We start from the raw sequence: 16,676 nt of genomic DNA, 5'->3' as shown, positions 1-16,676 counted from the left end.
CATCGCTGCAAGGTTTTCTGAAGCATAATCGGCTTCGCGCAGATATCCACTCGCCCTCACGTTCAATCGCTGGATCAGGCGCTGAGTCAGGCCGCATGGCTCACTACGCAACCATTCGTTTAATCAATAATCACCATCAAGGAATGCAAGTTCTGTTTTTTTGTCATGAGCGGAGGATAGCGTCATACCAAAGTCGCCTCTGAAGGAACCTGCGCGATGAGAATCTCTACCTTGCTGGCCCTTGTCGCCGTATTGACCGGCAGTGTTGCCGCCACTGTGCCGGCCTACGCGGCCGACCCGTCCTGCCATTTCCTGCCGATGGCCGACAGCGCCGCCAGCTTGCAGTCGACTCAATCGGTGGGCGTGCTTTACAGCGAAAACACCCTCAACACGATCGAATACCTCGAGCAGTACCATTCAGTAGCGCTGAACGGCGCGAAGAACCCCGCACTGGATTCGCGCATCAGTAACGCCTTCGTCAACAGTTCCGATCCTGCACTTGCGATCAACTGGCTGATGGGCTCGCTGCAAAAACAATTTGCTTCGGTGACCGTCTACGACAATCTCGACGCCTTGGTGCAAGCCCATCCCGATGTGGTGGTGATGCTCGACACCTACAGCCGTCTGGTGTCCAAACGCAACAACCAGGTTGAAGCGCGATTCCTGGCCAAGTTCTACGACTCGAACCTGCAATACATTGGTAAGGCTGAAGGCTCACGTGAACAGCAGATGCCTTCGGTCTGGGTTCATGGCAAAGCCGCCCCGGAAATTGCTGCGCAGATTGACCAGCAAAATGCGGTGCAGCTGAATGCGTTGAAACAGTTTGATGCGTCGTTGAAGGGGTTGGTGACGGCTGGAAACGGGGCGCGAGTAGCGAGCAACTGACGCACAGTCAAAGTGATCCATGTATCCGCCAAACATATTTGTGAATTCCCCACATCGAGGTCTGACCGCCCCCGCACCTGTGGCGAGGGAGCTTGCTCCCGTTCGGCTGCGCAGCAGTCGTAAAACCTGTGCTCGCGGTTTATCTGAATGATCCGGGTTGCGGATTTTGGGGCCGCTTCGCGACCCAGCGGGAGCAAGCTCCCTCGCCACAGGATATTGGTGAGTTCCACGCATCGAGGTCTCAACGCTGCTTTTTTGAGGAAGGGCGGTCAGGTGATTCTCAGATTTATTCAAGTACGGCGCTCATCAGGTGGCGCACGACCTCGGCCTCCACAGCGCCTTCCTCTCCATCTTCACGAAACACCGCGCAACTCGCCGAGCGGCTGCCATCAACGCAGCGGTAGACCGCAATGATGCTGCCCGGACCGGCTCCCGTATGACCGCTCAAGGTCAGGCCACCCTCCACGGTGCCCTGCATCAATCCAAGGCCGTAACCCGGAACAACCCAGGGCCGGCCAGCCATCGGTCCGCCCAGCGTACGTGCCGTTTGCATCTCACGCAGCAGTGATTGCGGCAGCAAATGCCCATCCAGTAAACGGTCCAGACACAGGGCCGCCTCAGCAAGCGGACCAACCAGCAAACCGTGATAGACCCAGCCCGGGTCGTAAGTGGCGGCGGCTCCCATGTTCACGCCATCCAGATCGGATTGCTTCGTTGCGAGACGTACGCGCGATAAATCGAGAGGGGCGAACACGCGTTGGGTCAGTGCTTCTTCAAGCGTGAGGCCGGTCACGCGCTCAATGAGTCTGGCAACGAACAGATAGCCCACGTTCGAGTATCGCCAGCCGTTTCCAGGTGAATAACGCAACCTGGTCGCATCAAGCCGTTGCAGCATTTCAGCGGCTGACCAAGGTGCGTCATGGAGGGCCACGGCGGCGTGGTAGTCCGCGAGCTCACTGTAATCCGCCAATCCGGCTTCATGCCGCAGTAACTGGCGCAACGTGAACGGGCCTTCAGGCGCAACATCATCCAGACCGATCAAACCATCACGCACCAGCGACATCCCTGCGGCGGCGAGTACCGTCTTGGTGAAACTCCACCACGGCACAGTTGCGTCGGGCTGCTCAGGCGTGAGGAGTGAACCGTTTGAGACAAGGGCGAAATGCATGGAGTGACTGCTCTGGATGGAGGCTTCGGGGGAGTTTGCCAGAAAACAAAACCACGATTGTGTTTGAGCAACGGTTTGGCTAATCTCGCACAAACACGCAAATTCAGGCATAAACATGCAAGATCAGCATTCGGTAACCGAACTGCCTTCTGTCCGCCGGCAAAAAATCCTCCTGATCCTCGAACGCGACGGCAAGGTCATGGCCTCGGAGTTGAGCCAGCATTTCGCCGTTTCGGAAGACACCATTCGCCGCGACCTGTCGGAGCTGCACAGCGCCGGCCTGGTGCAGCGGGTCCACGGCGGCGCGCTGCCTCGTCCCAAGGACACCGGCAAGGATTTCTTCACTCGAGTCGGCGAAACCGATGAAGTGAAAACCCACTTGGCGCAACTCGCTTCACGCCGAGTGCAAAACGGCCAGATTGTGATTTTCGATTCCGGCAGCACCACGCTGCAGATCGCGCGATCACTGCCTGCGGACATTTCCATCACAGCCATTACGGCCTCGCCGATGATCGCGATCACGTTGGCTGAGTACAGAGGCATCAAGGTGATTCTGGCCGGTGGCCAACTCAATCCAGCGACGATGTCTGCCAGTGGGCATGAAACCTTGCGGCTGATCCAGGGCATCAAGGCGGACCTGCTGTTCACCGGGGTTTGCGCGATTCACCCGGACGTCGGCATCAGCTCGTTGCATTTTGATGAGGTGCCGGTGAAGCAGGCGATGCTCGACAGCGCGTCCCACGTCGTTGCCGTGACCACGGCCGACAAACTCGGGGCGGTGGAGCCTTTCGTGGTCGCGCCGTGCAACCGCGTGCATACGCTGATTACCGAGCAGCACGTGGCGTCGGGCGATGTCGGGGATTACCGGAAACTGGGAATTGAAGTGGTGCAGGCCGACGCGTGATGCGAAGCCTGCACGCCAAGGCACTCAACCCTAAACCAGGTATTTGTTGAACCAGGCCACGGTCCTGTCCCACGCGAGTTTAGCCGCGGCTTCATCGTAGCGAGGCGTAGAGTCGTTATGAAAACCGTGATTGCAGCCTGCGTAAATATAGGCCTCGTAGGTTTTGCCCGAGGCTTTCAGCGCTTTTTCATACGCCGGCCAGCCTTCGTTGATGCCCTTGTCCAGTTCACCGTAATGCAGCAGCAGCGGCGCCTTGATTTTCGGCACATCCTCAGCCTTTGGCTGACGGCCATAAAAGGGCACGGCTGCCGCCAGTTCCGGGTAAGCCACAGCGGCCGCATTTGAGACGCCGCCGCCATAGCAGAACCCGGTAATGCCGACTTTCCCCGTGGTCTTGTCGTTTTTCATCAGCCACTCGATGGCGGCGAAAAAGTCATTCATCAGCTTTTCCGGATCGACAGCCGCTTGTAACTCCTTGCCTTTTTCATCGTTGCCGGGATAGCCGCCCACCGAACTCAGGCCATCGGGGGCGAGCGCAATAAACCCCGCCTTGGCGACGCGTCGGGCGACGTCTTCGATGTAAGGGTTTAGCCCACGGTTTTCATGCACGACGAGCACCGCCGGCACCTTGCCGGTGGCTTTGGCCGGGCGCACCAGATAGCCGCGAACATTGCCGTGGCCCTTGGGCGATGGATAGGCAATGTACTCGGCGAGGATGTCCGGGTCGGTGAATTCAACCTGCTCGGCGAGCGCGTAGTTCGGGCTCAGGGAGGCGAGGAGGGCGCTGGCCGTCAGACCGCCGAGGGTGAACAGCGCCGCTCGATCAAGAAACTCGCGCCGGTTGATCTTGCCGTGGGCGTAGTAGTCGTAGAGCTCCAGCAGTTCCGGGGCGAAGTCTTTGGCGGTGAGACGTTCCATGGGGGGCGCTTCCCGTTGGTTCAGGATCTGAATCAGTAAAGCAGTGTTTGGCGCACTGACTCAGTTTTCGAAACAGGACACCAGGAAACGCATCACCGCCTGCACCGACGGGGTGGGCCGAATGTCGCTGTGGACCACCAGCCACACTTCACGCACCAGCCCCGCGCCCACAGTCGCGTGGATGTTCTAATCATTGCTGCGCAGCAGGATCGGCCGATCACCCGCTTGTTGTTGAGCCAGACGGGATTATCGGCCTCGCGCCGCGACAGCGAAGCGTTGTGTCTAATGCCCGCCCACCACCATACTGCTGAACGGCGCCACATAAGCCTGCAACGTCACCAACCCACCGACCAGAATTGCCAGCACAATCGAGTGGAAGAACACATACCGCAGAATCTCCCCTTCATGCCCGTACCAGCGAGTTGCCGTGGACGCGACCACGATCGACTGGGCGTCGACCATTTTGCCCATGACCCCACCGGAACTGTTGGCCGCGGCCATCAGCACCGGGCTGATGCCCAATTGCTCGGCGGTCACTCGTTGCAAGCCGCCGAACAGCACGTTGGAGGCGGTGTCGGAGCCGGTCAGCGCCACGCCGAGCCAGCCGAGGAGGGTGCCGAACATGGGGTAGAAGATGCCGGTCGCGGCGAAGGCCAGGCCCATGGTGGCGTCCAGGCCTGAGTAGCGGGTGAGGAAGCCGAGGGCGAGCATGGCCACGATCGTGATGAGTGAGTAACGCACCACCCACAGCGTTCGCAGGTATTGGCGTGCCAGTTGTGGGATGGAATAGCCCATCAGCAGGCCGCCGACGATGGCCGCCAGGAGGATGCCGCTGCCGGTGCTGGTGAACCAGGTGAACTTGTAGACCGCTTCCTCGGTTTTAGCCGCGGGCACCACGGGTGGCACTTTCTCGATCTGCTGGTGAATGGTGGTGAAGGTCACGGCCGGGGCGAAGATCGGGTTGGCTTCGCGCATCGGTTTGCCCTGTGGATCGAGCTTGGCCGAATTAGTGGCCGGATCGATTGCCGGGCGGGTATCGAACATGTTTTTGAAGCCCTGGGTGCCCCAGGCGAACACGAACACGGTGAGGATGATCCACGGCATCCACGCGCGCATCACCGCCGGTTTCGCGTCGCTGGCGAAGGTCCCGCTGGCTTCGGGTTTTTGCTGATGCTCCTCGTCGATTTTCGAGTTGTCGACGCGCCCGGTCAGGGCGGCAGAGGTGTGAATCGTGGCCGGTTTCCAGACCTTGAGGAAACCGGTCAGGCACGCCATGGAGATCAGCGCGGCGATCACGTCCACCAGCATCGGCCCATGGTAGTTGGACACCAGGAACTGCGGCACGGCGAAACTGACCCCGGCCACCAGAATGGCCGGCCAGATCTCCAGCATCTTGCGCCAGCCGGCAAAGGCCCAGATCAACCAGAACGGCACGAGCACCGAGAAAAACGGCAGCTGCCGGCCGACCATCATCGACAGCTCCATCTCATCCAGGCCGGTGACCTTGGCCAGGGTGATGATGGGCGTGCCCAGCGCACCGAACGCCACGGGCGCGGTGTTGGCGATCAACGCGAGACCGGAGGCGGCCAGCGGCGAGAAGCCCAAACCGATCAGAATCGCCCCGGTCACCGCCACCGGCGTGCCGAACCCGGCAGCCCCTTCAAAGAAGGCGCCGAAACAGAAGGCGATCAGCAGCAGTTGCAGGCGTCGGTCGTCGGTGATGCGCGCAAGGGAATCCTGCAGCACTTTGAACGAGCCGTTTTCGGTGGTCAGCCGATGCAGGAAGATGATGTTGAGGACAATCCAGCCAATTGGCAGCAGGCCGTTGGCGGCGCCGTAGAGTGCCGCCGAGCCGGCCATGTTTGCGGGCATGCCAAAGGCAAAAATGGCGATCAACAAAGCCGAGCCAAGGGCCAGCAAGGCCGCCAGATGCGCCTTGATATGGAAAAACGCCAGGGATGCCAGCATTACCACCACCGGCACCGCCGCCATAATGGTTGAAAGCACCGGGTTACCGAAGGGATCGTAGATTTGTTGCCAGACCATGTTCCACCTCTGCTTTTTATTGTTGGTAGTGCAGGCCCCGGGCGGGGTTGGTGGGATGGAGTATAGGTGGCATTACGCCGCTGTCCCGGCAGGTTCGTCGCGACCGTTCGACACCCATCCCGGCACTGCGAACCCTCGGCAGCTGCTACAGGGGATGTGTGGAGTCAGAAAGGCCCGCAGTCGATTTCAATCGGGTGGGTCGCCATCCATTCCTTGAGATGAGCGACAAAGCTGCGGACAGTAGGGGCGATGTTTTCCCTGGATGGGTAGACCGCATAGATTCCGCTCGAGGGCTCGACGGTCCAGTCGGCGAATGCTTCCGCCAGTTTCCCGGAGCGCAAGTCATCACCGACATGCCAGTCCGCGAGCAGCGCGATGCCATGCCCGTCAAGCGCCATTTGACGCACGACTTCGCCCAGGCCGGATTCGAAACGGCTGCGCATTTTCACGGTTTTCTCAACGCCGTCTCGTGTGAGTGTCCAGCGATTTTCCTTGCCGATTATCAGCCCGTCATGCTGTGGCAACTCTTTTGGCGAGGAGGGCATACCGTGCTTTTCCCAATACGCCGGGGCGGCACACACCAGGCGCCGGGAGGGTGAAATCTTCTGTGCGATCAGGGTTGAGTCGGCCATGACGCCGTGGCGAATCGCGAGATCAACGCCTTCGGCCACCAAATCGACCATCCGGTCCGTCGGGTCCAGATCCACGATGACTTTCGGGTAGTACGTCAAATAGCTGCTGACGACGCCCGACAAGTAAACCAGGGCAAACGTGGCGGAGGTGGTGATTCTCAGGCGACCGCTGATCTCGGTGTCATCGAACAAACCTCGTTCGGCGTCCTGGACGCTGGCGAGGATGGCTTGAGCATGCAGATAGAGTTTTTGCCCATCCGTCGTCGGGCTCAATTTTCGCGTGGTGCGGTTGAACAGCCGTCGGCCGACACGATCTTCAAGGGCGAGCAGGCGCTTGCTGCCGCCTGCGGCTGTCATGCCGAGGCGTTCAGAGGCGGCCCGGATAGAGCCTTCCTCAAAAACAGCGGCGAAAAGGCGCAATTCGTCGATGGAATCCAGCATTGGATTAACAACCATTAGGACCGAAAGATTCAATAACTATCGCCTATTGCTTTCATTTTTTCGATGATAACTTTTATGCCAGTGGCAACTGCCCAGCGAAATAAAGAGGATCACTTCATGAGCAATACCCACGTAGCCCTGGTAGTCGGATCAAGCGGCATCATTGGCAGCGCACTGGTTGAGGCACTGGTCAACGCCCCTGAATGGAAGGTTCGAGCCCTGCGCAAGACCTTCGTCGAAGGCGTCGAGACGATCGATTGTGACCTGAGTGATCCCCGAGCGACCCAGGTCGCACTGGCTTGCGCATCTGACACCACTCACGTGTTTTACGCCGCGTTGCAGACCGACCCGGATCTGGCGCGCGAATCCGAGATCAATGCCGCCATGCTGCGCAACGTGCTGGATGGTTTGAAAGCGGTCGGCGCACCGCTTCAGCGCGTGGTGCATTACCAGGGCGCCAAGGTCTATGGCGTTCATCTGGGGGCCAGCGTGGCGCCGTTTTACGAGGACGACCCACGCCACATTGCACCGAACTTCTACTACGCGCAGGAAGATGTGCTGCGTGAACGTCAAGCCAGCGAAGGACTCGACTGGACCATTCTCAGGCCCGATGTGGTGGTGGGGGATATCGCCGGCAATCCGATGAACATTGCGATGGTGATCGGTGTGTTCGCAGCGTTGAGCAAGGCGGCCGGTGTTCCGTTGCGCTTTCCGGGTTCCATGCGTACCTACCGCGAAGTGGTGGCGCAAGTGACCGATGCCCATTGGCTCGCTCGCGCCAGCCTTTGGGCGGCCCTGGCACCGACGGCGCGCAATGAAGCGTTCAACCTGGTAGGCGAACCGTTCCGTTGGGAGCGCCTCTGGAGCAAAGCCGCGCATGCATTGGGTATGGACGTCGCGCCGCCTCAACCCTTTTCCCTCGCCAGGCACATGCCCGGCAAGGCAAAGGACTGGGCGCATCTGGCCAGCGCCCACAACTTGAACCTGATGCCGTTCAACAAGCTGGTGGGTTGGCCGTTCGGTGATTTCATCTTCAACACCGAGTTCGACATGATTTCTGATATGAACAAGATTCGGCGTGCGGGTTTTACCGAAGTCGTCAACAATGAGGAGATCATGATCAACGCGTTGAAACGGCTTGCACAGAAGGGGGTTATTCCCGATTAACCCGTTACTCGGCTATCACCGACGAGAGGATGCAGCGATGACTGAACGCCATGAGGGACACAAGGAAACGCTTTCCAACGGAAGCAGGATCGAGGTGAAAGCCGAGATATTAAAAGACGGCTCTCTGAAAATGTTCATCGGTGTTTACCGGCCGGACGGCTCGGTCATTGAGGAGGACCATCACCCGTCCCCCCATATGCTGGACATGGAGGCGGCGTTGGATTGGGCAATCGAAGAAGCCAAAAAAATCGGCAACAAACAACACACGTTGTAAGAGCGGTGGACCACCGCTCTGACCATCGCCCTTATTGCGTACCGAACATGGCTGTCCAGTAAATCCCGGCGTCGCTTTTTGGATCAACCGCATAGGCCGCGCCCAGCTCGCGGAACTGTGGGTTCATCAAGTTGGCGCAATGCCCGGGGCTGGCCAGCCAGCCATCGACGACCTTGCGCGGGGTGTCTTGCCCGGCGGCGATGTTCTCTCCGACCTCCTGATAGGTGTAACCCGCCAGTTCAGCGCGATCCCCCGGTGTGCGACCGTCTTGGTCCTTGTGGTCGAAGAAATTGTTATTGGCCATGGCCCGGGTATGCGCTTCGGCCGCGGCCGCCAACGTTGCATTCCAGGCCAGCGGCGTGGTCGCTGCAAACGATTGTTCACCGCACTGGCGGGGTTGGGCGCGGGCGGTATTGAGCAAACCCAGCAGCTTCTGGCCTTCAGCCGCGGCGTCACCCATATGCGCGGTCAATTGCGGTCGCGCGAGCACAATGCGCCAGTCGCGTCCCTCGTGGCTGACACCGACATCGATGAATTGCGGGTTCAACACCACCTGGCAAAAGCTCTCCTTGATCGCCGTCATGGCGGACTGTGCATCACGCGGTCCGGACAACATAATCGCTTGCACGTTGGTCATCGGGTACGACGCTCGAGCCATGGCCTGCTGCAAGTCGACGGGCCCGCTGGCCGACAGGATCAGACGTGAATCGCTCGTCAGAGGCGGCAACACCGATGACGCCTGACTGCCACAACGCTGCACCTGACTGCGGTAAACGTTGATCGACTCGACCAGTTGTGTCTCTTCGGTCGCCATGGCGGTGGCGGTGAACACCAACCCCAGCGGCAACACGGCAAAACGCAGAGCGGATGACAGGACGCGCATGGAAATCTCCCTTGAATTGACTGCGCTCATGATGCGCGATTCCACCCCATGCCGCGCAATGCCTTTTTGCGCTTTGTTGTCCACCTGCTGACATGATTTGGCTACTACACTGAAGCCAAGTCGCCAAACGGGCGCTTCCCTCGACGCCACACAGAGTGTCTCCACCATGCTCCTCAAATGGTCAGCTACGCTTCTCGTCATTACCCTTGTCGCAGGCCAGGTGATTGCCGACGACCAGCAGCAAAAAAACGAAGTGGCTGAAGACAAGGCCCAAGTACTTGAGCAAAAAGCCGCGGAGAAGGGCGGTGATCTGCCCGTACCGAAGTCCGAGGCGATCACCCAGCCTGAAGTCCAGGCCGTCGATCCCGTCGGCAAGTCACCGCTGGACGACCCCATCACCTGCATGGCTCGCTCCATTTACTGGGAGGCCAAAGGCAAGGACACCGCCGACATGGAAGCGGTCGCCAACGTGGTGATGAACCGCCTCGGCCACGAAGGTTTTCCCGACACGGTGTGCGCGGTGGTCAAGCAAGGTTCCGAGACCAAGAGCTGCCAGTTTTCGTGGTGGTGCGACGGACGCCCGGACACGGTCCAGGAAGAGACGCAATATGCCCTGGCCAAGGAAATCGCGCGCAAGGCGCTGAACAAACAGCTGCCGGATCGCACCGGTGGCGCGATGTATTTTCATGACCGCACGGTGAAACCGGTCTGGGCCAAGGAGTACATCAAAACCGCTGAAATCGGGATGTTCCGGTTTTATAAGCCGCATGATGGGTCGGCGAAGTAGGGGGGCAAACCACGTCGAATATCGCCTTGCGTAGGAGTGACGCAGCTTTCTCAGAAGAGGTAGAGAAGGGTGGCAATGATCACAACGATCCCTAGCCCCACAACGATTATTTTTGTTGATGACGTACCGGACACAGGTTGCGCACCCCCATCAGCCCCCGAAGTGCCTTCACTGAGCATGTCGATTGAGGCAGGGCTTACAAGGCTGGTTTGCTCCATAACTTCTGGTTAGAACTTCGCGTCATTCAACGCATCGACAAGGGCCGAACCGCCAATGCCGGTCACACAGTATTTGCCAGACCTGAAAGATGTGGCGACCCGACTTGTCCGATGGGGCCATCACAGGCAGAAAAAAGGCACCTTCATCGCTTGATGAAGGTGCCTTTTGCATAGGCGTCAGGCTTTTACAACTCCTGCCCCAAAAAGATCAACGTATTGCCATGTGCCTCAGCCGCTGCACGCTGGTTGTAACTGTCGCGATGCGAGCAGTTGAAACCATGCTCGGCCTCCGGGTACACGACAATTTCCACGTTGTCGTTGTTCTCGAAACGCTCGGCGATTTTTTCCACGGCTTCCAGGGAAATGTGGCTGTCCTGCTCACCGAAGTGCATCAGCAACGGCACCTCGATTTCATCGGCGCGGTCCAAGTGGTTCTGGATGCCGCCACCGTAGTAGGCGATGGCCACTTCCACCAGCCCGTTGGCGGCGGTGAGGTAGGACAGCAAGCCGCCAAAGCAGTAACCGATGGAGGCAATGCCGCCGTCCAGGCCAGGCTGCGCATCCAGCGCATCGATGGCCAGTTTGATGTCGCTCTGCGCCTTGTCGATGTCCGTGGCGTTCATCAGCTCGACGGCGCGTTTCCAGCCCGCTTCGTCGTAACCCAGTTCGATGCGGTGGCCGTTGCGCCAGAACAGGTCCGGTGCAATCACCAGGTAACCATCGGCGGCGTATTGCTCCGCGACCGAGCGGATGTGTTCATTCACGCCGAAGATCTCCTGGATCAACACGATCCCCGGGCCTTTGCGGGTATGCGGAATGGCCAGGTAAGCGCCGAATTTACCGTCGTCGCTGTCGATCTCGATCCATTGGGTGGTCACGCTCATGGTGGCTCCTATCTACACAAGTGAGAGGGATGAAGCTTATTGCGGTGGTGTGGCCTGAAAGCTGGGCAACGCCTGAATCCGTTTCCACCAGTCATCGAAGCCGTTGACCGCAAACACCTGCGGTGCATCCGGCGTCATTGCCATGTAAGCACAGGCCGGTGCCAGGTAAAAGTCACCCAGGCTCGGATCCTGGCCGGCGACGAAGGGATCGGAGCCTTTGATTTTCATCAATTCACGCAGGACCATTTTCGACGTCTCGATGCCTTTGCGGCGTGATTCCTCGTTTTTCCCTCCGATAAAGTCGGGGAACAAGTGGTAGCCGAACACCGAGCCTAGCGCACCGTAGCCGTAGGAGTCGTAGATACCCATGACCATGTGTGTACGAGCGCGGTCATGGGCATTGTCAGGTGTCAGTGAAGGCCCCGGCAGGACTTCGTCCAGATAGGCCACGATGGCGTCGGTTTCGATGATCCGGAAACCGTCGTGATCGATGACCGGCACCTTGCCGAATGGATGGCGTGCCAGGTGTTCGGGCAGGTGCGGTTCGCCTTTCATCACATTGACCTGCAACTGGTCGAAATCCGCACCTTTTTCCGCAAGCAGCATCTTCACTGTGCGCACATAGGTACTGCCGTCAAAACCGTAGAGAGTGAGGCTCATGGCGAATGCTCCGTTCTTATGGGAGTGGAGGACGCGCCGGGCTCTGGTCGGTCAACGGTTATTGCGACGCCAGAAGAATCGAGCCAACAGTGCATCCAGGCTGAGCTTGCCGGCACCTGAGAGCAACAACGGCATAAGGGCGGCGAGGTAGATCAGCGGCAGCTTGAAGTTGCCGTGCCCCTTGTTGCTGATGGCGTAACCCTGAGCAAGCTCACTCAATGTAGACCAATCGGCCGGCCAGTGAACGGCGGCGGTCGCGACAACGGTGACAACGATCAAAATGATGGCCGAGACCCGCGTTCCGAAGCCGACCAGGATGGCCAGGGCGCAAATCAGCTCGGCCCACATCGACAGTTCCCAGTTCAGCGTGGCCGGCACGTGGTTGAACGGAAACGGGAACGCGTCCTGGATGTCAGCGAACCAGTTCTCGCCGTTCCATTTTTCCAGGCCCGACTCGAAGAATTCCCATGCAATGAACAGCCGCAGCGTCAAAGGCGCGAGCCAGCTGCCGGCACGATCGAGGCTCAGGTGCAGGCCTTTGGCGGCCGATGAAAGTGAGGTGTTCATGAGCTTGATCTCCGTTCAGTCAGAAAGGCGGGGCAGCGGTTGCCCCGCACAATGGGGTTACTCGCCGGCGCCGCACTTGCCTTCGCCGCACTTGCCTTCACCACATTTGCCTTCAGCAGGCTTTTGCGCGGTGTCGGCCTGGACCTGGCTGTAGCCGTGGGCCAGTTGTTTCATGCTGAACGCCTCGGATTCGGAAGCCGAAGCCACGTTGGACAGGGCCAGGCCGCCTGCGATGATCAGGCCGATGGTCAGGGAAGAAGTCGAGAGATTGAACATGGTGATACTCCGTAGCGTTGAGTGAGTTGAGTGCTTTGATCGGCTTGGCCAATCAACACGCACAGTTCATCAAGCGGGTGTATCTGCGATGTGTCTTTGGTGCGGGGTTTTATGGATGGGGTGTGTCACAAGGGCGTCTGTACACACTCCGATACACAGCCCCAGGAACGCTTCAGCCAGAATGCAACCCCGTAGCAGCTGTCGAGCTCCAGCGAGGCTGCGTTAGGCTGCGAAGCAGTCTTAAACCCTGTGCACACGATTCATCCGGACTACCGAGCCGCTTGGTTTCACGACTGCTTCGCAGCCTAACGCAGCCTCGCTGGGGCTCGACAGCTGCTACAAGGGTGGTGTTTCAGGAAACTGTGATCCGGCGCCAACCAACAGCGTCTAGCCTCCGTGTCCCCGCAATCCCACGGGGCGAGACTTCGGAACCCGGCATGCAAGCGCTGTTGAACGAGATCCTTGACGCCGTCCGGCCGTTGATCGGTCAGGGCAAGGTGGCTGACTACATTCCCGCCCTCGGCACGGTGCCGGCCAATCAGTTGGGCATTGCCGTGTATGGCAACGACGGCGAGCTGTATTGCGCGGGCGATGCCGATACGCCGTTCTCGGTGCAGAGCATTTCCAAGGTGTTCAGCCTGGTGCAGGCCATCGATCATTCCGGCGAAGCGATCTGGGAACGCCTGGGCCACGAGCCTTCCGGTCAACCGTTCAACTCGCTGGTGCAGCTGGAATTCGAGCGCGGCCGCCCGCGCAATCCGTTCATCAACGCCGGTGCCCTGGTGATCTGCGACATCAACCAGTCACGCTTTGCCGCGCCGGCGTTGTCGATGCGTGATTTTGTCCGTCGGCTGTCCGGCAATCCGCAGGTGATGGTGGACGGCAAGGTCGCCGAATCCGAATACCAGCACCGTGCGCGCAACGCGGCCATGGCGTACCTGATGCAGTCGTTCGGCAATTTTCACAACGACGTCGAGGCCGTGCTGCGCAGCTACTTCAGCCATTGCGCGCTGCGCATGAATTGCGTGGACCTTGCCCGGGCGTTCTGCTTTCTGGCCAACGACGGGTTCTGCAAACACAGCGGCGAACAGATCCTCACCGCTCGCCAGACCCAGCAGGTCAACTCGATCATGGCCACCAGCGGGCTGTACGACGAGGCCGGCAACTTTGCCTACCGCGTCGGCTTGCCGGGCAAGAGCGGCGTCGGCGGCGGGATTGTCGCGGTGGTGCCGGGGCAGTTCACGGTGTGCGTCTGGTCACCGGAACTGAATGCCGCCGGCAACTCGCTGGCCGGGATGGCGGCGCTGGAATTGCTGAGCCAGCGGATTGGTTGGTCGGTGTTCTAAAGCATTCGGGCCTGAGCGGTTAATGACGCTCCCTGGATTTTCCTATACATTTTCCAGCCGCCCACAGCATGGTGAAACCGCTTCATGTCTCTTGCGCTCGAACGTCTAGTCGCTGGCACGCCGATCCCTTTTGCCGGTAATCGTGTCACTGTCGTCAGCCCCGAACTGGCCGCGCGGTTTCAGCCCGGGGACCATCTGCTGGTGGAGCAGGTCAGCGGCGAATTGTTGCTGATCCCGGTGGCTGACCAGCAAGCGGCCGCCGTCGCCATCGAGCGCGCCGAAGCGGCGTTCACTGCGCTGTCCAGCGTCCCGGATCAGGCGATCAGCGCGTTCTTCGATCTGTTTGCCCAACGTCTGGAAACCCCCGAGTGCTGGGCCTTGATCGAGGCCGCCAACTTGGCCGACATCGAACGCGCCAAGGCCCGCGGACGTTCGACCACACGGCTATTGGCCGATGAGCGCATGCGCCGCGACATGATCGCCGGCCTGCGCGCCTGGCGCGATGCGTCGGCCACCCGCGGCAAGGTCATCAGTTGCGTCGAACACGACGGCTGGAAGGTCGAGCAAGTGGTGTCGCCGCTGGGCATCGTCGCGTTCGTCTTCGAAGGCCGGCCGAATGTGTTTGCCGACGCCGCCGGTGTGCTGCGCACCGGCAACACCGCCGTGCTGCGCATTGGCAGCGATGCGTTGGGCACGGCTCAGGCCATCGTCACTTATGCACTGAACCCGGCACTCAGCGACGCCGGTTTGCCGACCGGCGCCGTGTCGCTGGTCGAAAGCGTCAATCACGCCGCCGGTTGGGCGATGTTCGCCGACCGTCGTTTGTCGCTGGCCGTGGCACGGGGCTCGGGCCGTGCGGTCAGCCAACTGGGCAGCATCGCCCAACAGGCCGGCACCGCCGTCAGCCTGCACGGCACCGGTGGCGCCTGGCTGATCGCCGACAAAGACGCTGATGCCCAGCGCTTCGCCGCCGTGGTGCGCAACTCTCTGGACCGCAAGGTCTGCAACACCCTGAACGTCTGCCTGATCCAGCGCGACCGTGCAGCTGAACTGGTGCCGTTGTGTCTCGACGCCCTCCAGCAGGCCGGCACCGCTCGGGGGCAGGGCTGCAAGTTGCATATCGTCGAGGGCAGCGAGTCGTGGTTGCCGACGCAATGGCAAACCGGCAGCGTTGAGGTGTATCGCGCCGAAGGCTACCAGACCGAGGCACTGGCCGAACCGTTGCCCGAGGATCAGTTGGGCCGCGAGTGGGAATGGGAAGAGACCCCGGAAGTCAGCCTCAAGATCGTCGATGACCTGGACAGCGCCATCGCCTTGTTCAATCGCTACAGTCCGCAGTTCACCGTGTCGTTGATCAGTGAAGACGGGGCGGCGCATGAGCGCTTCTACAACGCGGTCAACGCACCTTTTGTCGGCAACGGGATTACTCGCTGGGTCGATGGGCAGTACGCGCTGAACAAGCCGGAACTGGGGCTTTCGAACTGGGAGAGCGGTCGCCTGTTCGCCCGCAGCGCGATTCTTTCGGGAGATGGCGTGTTTACCATTCGCAGTCGCATGACCCAGACCGATCTGTCGGTCAAACGCTGAGCATTCGGGCACAGGCAGCGATCGCACTATAATTAAGGGTGTGTTCGCGTCTGTGTTCTGAGTGAGGGCTGCGTCATGAAACTTCATTCTTTTCGGCATTACTCCCACGATTTAGAAACGGTCGTGCACGACACGTGGATTACCGGCCGGGTGAAGTCGGCTCGGGCTTTGGCCGAACCGAGCCTCGGCGTGGGCATTTCAGTTCCAGCAACAATGGATTGCGGTTTTTGGGTGTTCTCTCATGTGAAGCAAAGGCGGACCATCTGCCGATCCCTGAGAGGTTTACCCGATGAAACGCATCCTCATGTTGTTGGCCAACGGTGTCGAGCCGCTAGAAATGGCGGCGTTTACCGATGTGCTCGGTTGGGCCAATCTGCTTGGCGACCAACCCGTAGAATTGATCAATGCCGGCCTTCGGGCGCAGATCGTGACGACCTTCGGGCTGTCCCTCAATCCGGCTCATTTATTAAGCGAAGTTGATCTGGACAGCTTCGATGCCTTGGCATTGCCCGGTGGTTTCGAACCTTCGGGCTTCTATGAAGAGGCCTTGAGTGAGCCGTTTCTCGCGGTCATCCGGCACTTTGTCGCGGCCGGTAAAATCGTCGCCAGCGTCTGCGTGTCGTCGGTGTGCCTGGGCGTTGCCGGGGTACTGAAAGGCAAAGATGCCACGACCTATCACCAGGTGGGTGGCAAGCGCAAAAACCAGCTGCTCGAAACCGGTGCGCGTTTTGTCGACTGGCCCGTAGTGGTCGATGGCCGCATCATTACTTCGAGTGGCCCTGGCACGGCAACGGAAGTCGCCTTCGTGCTGCTGGAACAATTGACCAGCGCCGCGAACGCCGCGCATATCCGTCAGAAAATGCGTTTTCCGACACCGTCTCGTCAGTGGTATGAAACGCCGCAAGTGCCTTGATCTGCCCCGTACATCCGACGAACCGCCTTAAGCCGACACGACGAACTACGCTTGAACTCCTGAGCCACAAAAGCCAGCACAGGCTTGCGGGCGAAAGACACCTGTTTACGAAGGCGCAGA

Annotated in this window: 17 protein-coding genes; 8 read left to right on the top strand and 9 right to left on the bottom strand. The window is 59.8% G+C overall.

Features of this window, described 5'->3' with window-relative positions; genetic code table 11:
* Positions 1-216: 216 nt before the first annotated feature.
* Positions 217-885 carry an ATPase gene (locus ACA068_RS17265; protein ID WP_497303464.1) on the top strand — a complete coding sequence of 223 codons (669 nt, stop codon included), beginning with the start codon at positions 217-219 and terminating at the stop codon, positions 883-885.
* Between the two features lie 286 nt (positions 886-1,171).
* On the opposite strand, the gene ACA068_RS17260 is transcribed toward ACA068_RS17265, so the two are convergent.
* The gene (locus tag ACA068_RS17260) at positions 1,172-2,053 is read right to left on the bottom strand and encodes a serine hydrolase domain-containing protein (RefSeq protein WP_497310613.1); all 882 of its coding nucleotides are present in this window, start codon (positions 2,051-2,053) and stop codon (positions 1,172-1,174) included.
* Between the two features lie 115 nt (positions 2,054-2,168).
* Between ACA068_RS17260 and ACA068_RS17255 the strand changes: the two genes are divergently transcribed.
* Positions 2,169-2,957, top strand: coding sequence for a DeoR/GlpR family DNA-binding transcription regulator (locus tag ACA068_RS17255; protein ID WP_497303462.1), 789 nt, complete (start codon positions 2,169-2,171; stop codon positions 2,955-2,957).
* Between the two features lie 30 nt (positions 2,958-2,987).
* On the opposite strand, the gene yghX is transcribed toward ACA068_RS17255, so the two are convergent.
* The 3 genes from yghX to ACA068_RS17240 form a co-directional block, all read right to left on the bottom strand.
* Entirely contained in the window at positions 2,988-3,875 is an 888-nt protein-coding gene (gene yghX / locus ACA068_RS17250; protein ID WP_497303461.1) for a YghX family hydrolase, read from the bottom strand.
* A gap of 282 nt (positions 3,876-4,157) precedes the next feature.
* Positions 4,158-5,921, bottom strand: a complete 1,764-nt coding sequence (locus tag ACA068_RS17245) for an L-lactate permease (protein WP_497303459.1) — start codon at positions 5,919-5,921, stop codon at positions 4,158-4,160.
* A 164-nt stretch (positions 5,922-6,085) separates the two neighbouring features.
* A complete protein-coding gene (locus ACA068_RS17240) occupies positions 6,086-6,994 on the bottom strand; it encodes a LysR family transcriptional regulator (protein WP_497303457.1) in 909 nt (302 codons plus the stop codon).
* Between the two features lie 117 nt (positions 6,995-7,111).
* Here ACA068_RS17240 and ACA068_RS17235 point away from each other — a divergent pair, with 117 nt between their 5' ends.
* Entirely contained in the window at positions 7,112-8,161 is a 1,050-nt protein-coding gene (locus ACA068_RS17235) for an SDR family oxidoreductase (protein WP_497303455.1), read from the top strand.
* A gap of 37 nt (positions 8,162-8,198) precedes the next feature.
* Positions 8,199-8,435: a hypothetical protein gene (locus tag ACA068_RS17230; protein WP_497303453.1), complete on the top strand. Its 237-nt coding sequence runs from the start codon at positions 8,199-8,201 to the stop codon at positions 8,433-8,435.
* A 31-nt stretch (positions 8,436-8,466) separates the two neighbouring features.
* Here ACA068_RS17230 and ACA068_RS17225 read toward each other — a convergent pair whose 3' ends face one another.
* Entirely contained in the window at positions 8,467-9,318 is an 852-nt protein-coding gene (locus ACA068_RS17225) for a CAP domain-containing protein (RefSeq protein WP_497303451.1), read from the bottom strand.
* Positions 9,319-9,484: 166 nt separating this feature from the next.
* On the opposite strand from ACA068_RS17225, the gene ACA068_RS17220 reads away from it, so the two are divergent.
* A complete protein-coding gene (locus tag ACA068_RS17220; RefSeq protein WP_497303450.1) occupies positions 9,485-10,105 on the top strand; it encodes a cell wall hydrolase in 621 nt (206 codons plus the stop codon).
* A gap of 403 nt (positions 10,106-10,508) precedes the next feature.
* Here ACA068_RS17220 and ACA068_RS17215 read toward each other — a convergent pair whose 3' ends face one another.
* Genes ACA068_RS17215 through ACA068_RS17200 form a run of 4 tightly spaced genes read right to left on the bottom strand, consistent with a single transcriptional unit; the run spans position 10,509 to position 12,710 of the window.
* Positions 10,509-11,207 carry a dienelactone hydrolase family protein gene (locus ACA068_RS17215; protein ID WP_497303448.1) on the bottom strand — a complete coding sequence of 233 codons (699 nt, stop codon included), beginning with the start codon at positions 11,205-11,207 and terminating at the stop codon, positions 10,509-10,511.
* A gap of 36 nt (positions 11,208-11,243) precedes the next feature.
* On the bottom strand, positions 11,244-11,867 hold the full coding sequence (locus ACA068_RS17210) for a glutathione S-transferase family protein (RefSeq protein ID WP_403096981.1): 624 nt from the start codon (positions 11,865-11,867) through the stop codon (positions 11,244-11,246).
* 51 nt (positions 11,868-11,918) lie between these two features.
* Positions 11,919-12,434 (bottom strand): HvfX family Cu-binding RiPP maturation protein, encoded by a 516-nt coding sequence (locus ACA068_RS17205; RefSeq protein WP_497303446.1) that lies wholly within the window; start codon positions 12,432-12,434, stop codon positions 11,919-11,921.
* Positions 12,435-12,491: 57 nt separating this feature from the next.
* Positions 12,492-12,710: an HvfA family oxazolone/thioamide-modified RiPP metallophore gene (locus ACA068_RS17200; protein WP_497303444.1), complete on the bottom strand. Its 219-nt coding sequence runs from the start codon at positions 12,708-12,710 to the stop codon at positions 12,492-12,494.
* A gap of 437 nt (positions 12,711-13,147) precedes the next feature.
* Here ACA068_RS17200 and glsB point away from each other — a divergent pair, with 437 nt between their 5' ends.
* From glsB to ACA068_RS17185, 3 genes are all read left to right on the top strand, one after another.
* Positions 13,148-14,056 (top strand): glutaminase B, encoded by a 909-nt coding sequence (gene glsB / locus ACA068_RS17195; protein WP_219096691.1) that lies wholly within the window; start codon positions 13,148-13,150, stop codon positions 14,054-14,056.
* Positions 14,057-14,140: 84 nt separating this feature from the next.
* Entirely contained in the window at positions 14,141-15,643 is a 1,503-nt protein-coding gene (locus ACA068_RS17190; protein WP_497303442.1) for an aldehyde dehydrogenase family protein, read from the top strand.
* Between the two features lie 289 nt (positions 15,644-15,932).
* Entirely contained in the window at positions 15,933-16,556 is a 624-nt protein-coding gene (locus ACA068_RS17185; RefSeq protein ID WP_497303440.1) for a DJ-1/PfpI family protein, read from the top strand.
* Positions 16,557-16,676: the final 120 nt, after the last annotated feature.

The sequence above is a fragment of the Pseudomonas sp. LBUM1660 genome (assembly GCF_059695935.1).
Note: the sequence above shows the minus strand (reverse complement) of the source record. Positions and strands in the feature narration are given on the sequence as shown.